Origin of the sequence: Palleronia sp., assembly GCF_042089775.1 — a bacterium.
Taxonomy (GTDB): Bacteria; Pseudomonadota; Alphaproteobacteria; order Rhodobacterales; family Rhodobacteraceae; genus Palleronia.
The window spans coordinates 1-2739 of record NZ_JBELKF010000235.1 but is presented as its reverse complement, the minus strand read 5'-3'; the positions used below and the strand labels follow the sequence as shown (position 1 = coordinate 2739).

The following is a 2739-nucleotide window of genomic DNA, read 5'->3' as shown; positions in this document are numbered from 1 at the left end:
GTATTCGCCCGAGAGCAGACCGTTCACCCGGCTCGACACTTCGGGCACTTCGACGAAGGTGATGCGTTCGAGCGGCGGGCGCCCGCCCCAGTAGTCGTCGAAGGCGTGCAGGGTTAGCGACACGTCGGGGCGATGCTCTTCGACGTAGTAGGGGCCGGTGGTTACGGGCTTGGCCGCCCAATCCTGATAGGTCGCGGCCTCATCCCAGGCACGGCGGTTCAGGATCTGGCTGCCGCCTGCATAAAGGCGGCCTTCCAGCGTGACGTCAGGCGTCGCATTGTGGAACCGCACGGTATATTTGTCGACGATTTCCACGCCTGACAGCGACGGCCATTTGCGGCGGCCGATGCCTGGCACGCTCGCGGGAATGTCCTTGGCGGTATCGGGTTTGAAGTTCTCGGCGAAGATCGTCTTGCCGCCGGCCGGCTCGGTTTCGCCGAACACCCGCTCCTTCGAAAACGAGAAAGCCACGTCCTCTGCCGTCATCTCGTCGCCGTTGTGGAACTTGACGCCCGGACGCAGCTTCAGCTCCAGTGTCTTGTCGTCGATGCGGGTCCACTCGGTGGCCAGGCCCGGCACCGGACCCTGATCGCCCATCCAGTCGCGCAGGATCAGGCCTTCCCACAGGTTCGGATAGAGTATGCGCTCACCCACGTTGGACTGCTCGTTCCACGGGTCTAGCGTATTGTTGTTGGTGATCTTCTGCACCGCGATTGTCACCGAGGGACGAGCCCCCTGCGCCCGCAGATAACCGGGCAGCATGAGTCCGCCGGCAGTGGCGCCCATCAGGCCAAGCGCATGGCGTCGGTTAAGTCTGATCATCTCTGTCTCCTGGAATGCCGGGCATCCGGGGGATGTGCCGGGGTGGGTTTCTGTTGCGGCTTTGCGTCGCCGCCGTTGAACCCGCCAGATGTGACAGTTCCGAAAAGCTTCCGTTACGGTTTCGCGAAAGGTGGAGTGACGCTCCGGTTTCTGAACTTCGAGTGAAGTATTGTAATCATGCCGTCACGAAACAGTCGTAGCCGAGTGCCGTCGGAGGTGCCTGTGAGGACCTCTCGATGCGCAATTCTCAGGTCGGCCTCGGTCGGCGCACCCCCAAAGTAACGGAGCCTCGGATGACCTCACTTCCCGTACTCGGCGCAGCCATGCCGCTCGATGTTCTCGAAACTCACCGCGATTGGGTCATCGCCGATCAGCGCGATCTCGAACTCCAGGACTTCATCACCGCGGACGTTCTCAACAGCGACTGGATGCCCCGCGTAGACTGTGCCCGCAGACTGCTGGACGGCTACACGGGTCGGCTTGGCATCCACGGTCCGTTCTGGGGGCTTACTTTGGCCAATCCTGATCCCGAATTGCGAGCGCTGGTCACCAGACGGATGGAGCAGGGATTGGCGGTCTGTGAAGCCCTTGGCGCGACCCAGATGGTCATCCACAGCCCCTATTCGACGTGGATGCACAACAACCTCGACAACTTTTCAAACGCCCGGCAGGATGTGGTGGAACTGGTGCATGCCACACTCGACCCGGTGATCGCGCGCGCCGAAGGGGCCAATGTGACGATGGTTCTCGAGAATATTGAGGACAAGGATCCCGATACCCGCTGCGATTTGGCCCGCAGCTTCGACAGCCCGGCGATCAAGGTCTCGATTGACACCGGCCACGCGCACTATGCGCACGGCTCAACTGGGGCCCCGCCGGTCGACTACTACGTCCACCGCGCCGGAGACTTGCTGGAGCACATCCACCTTCAGGATGCCGATGGCTATGCCGACCGCCACTGGGCTATCGGCAAGGGCACCGTGAACTGGCCTGCGGTCTTCGCCGCGCTTGCTCCGTTGAAGAGCAAACCCCGCCTGATCATGGAGCTTCGAGACAAGACGGGCATCCTCCCATCGGCTGAATACCTCGCCAACCTTGAACTCGCCCGCTGATACCGGAGCAGCCCAGAATGTGCGTGAATACGCGAGGCAATGAGATGACCGACCTGATTTGCTTCGACTGTGACGGCGTCCTCGTGGACAGCGAACTATTGGCCGCCCAGACCACGGTCGATTACCTCGCGGAACTCGGCATCCAAGTGACCCGAGCAGAAGCTTCGGCGCTTTTCACTGGCAAAACCGCTGAGGCAGCGCGCGAAATCATACGCAACACCTATCAGGTGGATCTAACCGCGCGTCATACGGCGCGTTTCGATCTGCTGCTGTTTCAGCGGTTCCGCGCGCGGTTGAGACCTATGTCCGGCATCGCGGATGTCCTTGCCGCGCTGCGCATCCCCTCGTGCGTTACCTCGAACAGCGGCCACGCTCGTCTTGCCCTGGCGCTTGGCCTCACCGGATTGGCCGACCATTCCGAATGCCGCGTCTTCAGTGGCGAGGACGTTGCACAGGGCAAGCCTGCCCCGACCTGTTCTTCCATGCCGCCACGCGCCTTGGAGTGGATGTGCGACGTTGCGTAGTGATCGACGACAGCGTGACCGGGATCACCGCAGCGATGGCCGCCGGAGCACAGGCTATCTGTTTCACCGGCGCTAGCCATGTCGAACCGGGTCATGCAACCCGGCTAAAGGAAGCGGGTGCGTCATGCGTCGTCAGCACGGCACCGGACCTGGCTGTGCTTCTGCAGCCCGAGGCCGCATGAGCCATGACAGGGCAATGACAGCATCCTTTCCGGTGGGAGCGTGCTGGAACAAGTCTGGCTTCGACCGCGAAGGAATGCTCAAGATGCCCGATAAGACAC

4 protein-coding genes are annotated in these 2739 nt (G+C 62.0%); 3 read left to right on the top strand and 1 reads right to left on the bottom strand.

What is annotated here, in order from left to right; genetic code table 11:
• Positions 1-822 (bottom strand): ABC transporter substrate-binding protein (locus ACFDS3_RS20475; RefSeq protein ID WP_375264168.1); only part of this gene is annotated, 822 nt, incomplete at its 3' end.
• Between the two features lie 236 nt (positions 823-1058).
• On the opposite strand from ACFDS3_RS20475, the gene ACFDS3_RS20470 reads away from it, so the two are divergent.
• From ACFDS3_RS20470 to ACFDS3_RS20460, 3 genes are read left to right on the top strand one after another with little or no spacing between them, the layout of a single operon-like run.
• Positions 1059-1934, top strand: a complete 876-nt coding sequence (locus ACFDS3_RS20470) for a sugar phosphate isomerase/epimerase family protein (protein ID WP_375264167.1) — start codon at positions 1059-1061, stop codon at positions 1932-1934.
• A gap of 44 nt (positions 1935-1978) precedes the next feature.
• On the top strand, positions 1979-2458 hold the full coding sequence (locus ACFDS3_RS20465; RefSeq protein WP_375264166.1) for an HAD family hydrolase: 480 nt from the start codon (positions 1979-1981) through the stop codon (positions 2456-2458).
• Positions 2356-2640 carry an HAD-IA family hydrolase gene (locus ACFDS3_RS20460; protein WP_375264165.1) on the top strand — a complete coding sequence of 95 codons (285 nt, stop codon included), beginning with the start codon at positions 2356-2358 and terminating at the stop codon, positions 2638-2640. The genes ACFDS3_RS20465 and ACFDS3_RS20460 overlap by 103 nt, the downstream gene beginning before the upstream one ends.
• The last annotated feature ends 99 nt before the right edge of the window (positions 2641-2739 follow it).

What these genes read in the sequence shown, in the direction of transcription:
- ACFDS3_RS20460 (WP_375264165.1), top strand. Translation starts at nt 2,356, where the DNA reads ATGCCGCGTCTTCAGTGGCGAGGACGTTGCACAGGGCAAGCCTGCCCC.
- ACFDS3_RS20465 (WP_375264166.1), top strand. Translation starts at nt 1,979, where the DNA reads ATGACCGACCTGATTTGCTTCGACTGTGACGGCGTCCTCGTGGACAGC.
- ACFDS3_RS20470 (WP_375264167.1), top strand. Translation starts at nt 1,059, where the DNA reads ATGCGCAATTCTCAGGTCGGCCTCGGTCGGCGCACCCCCAAAGTAACG.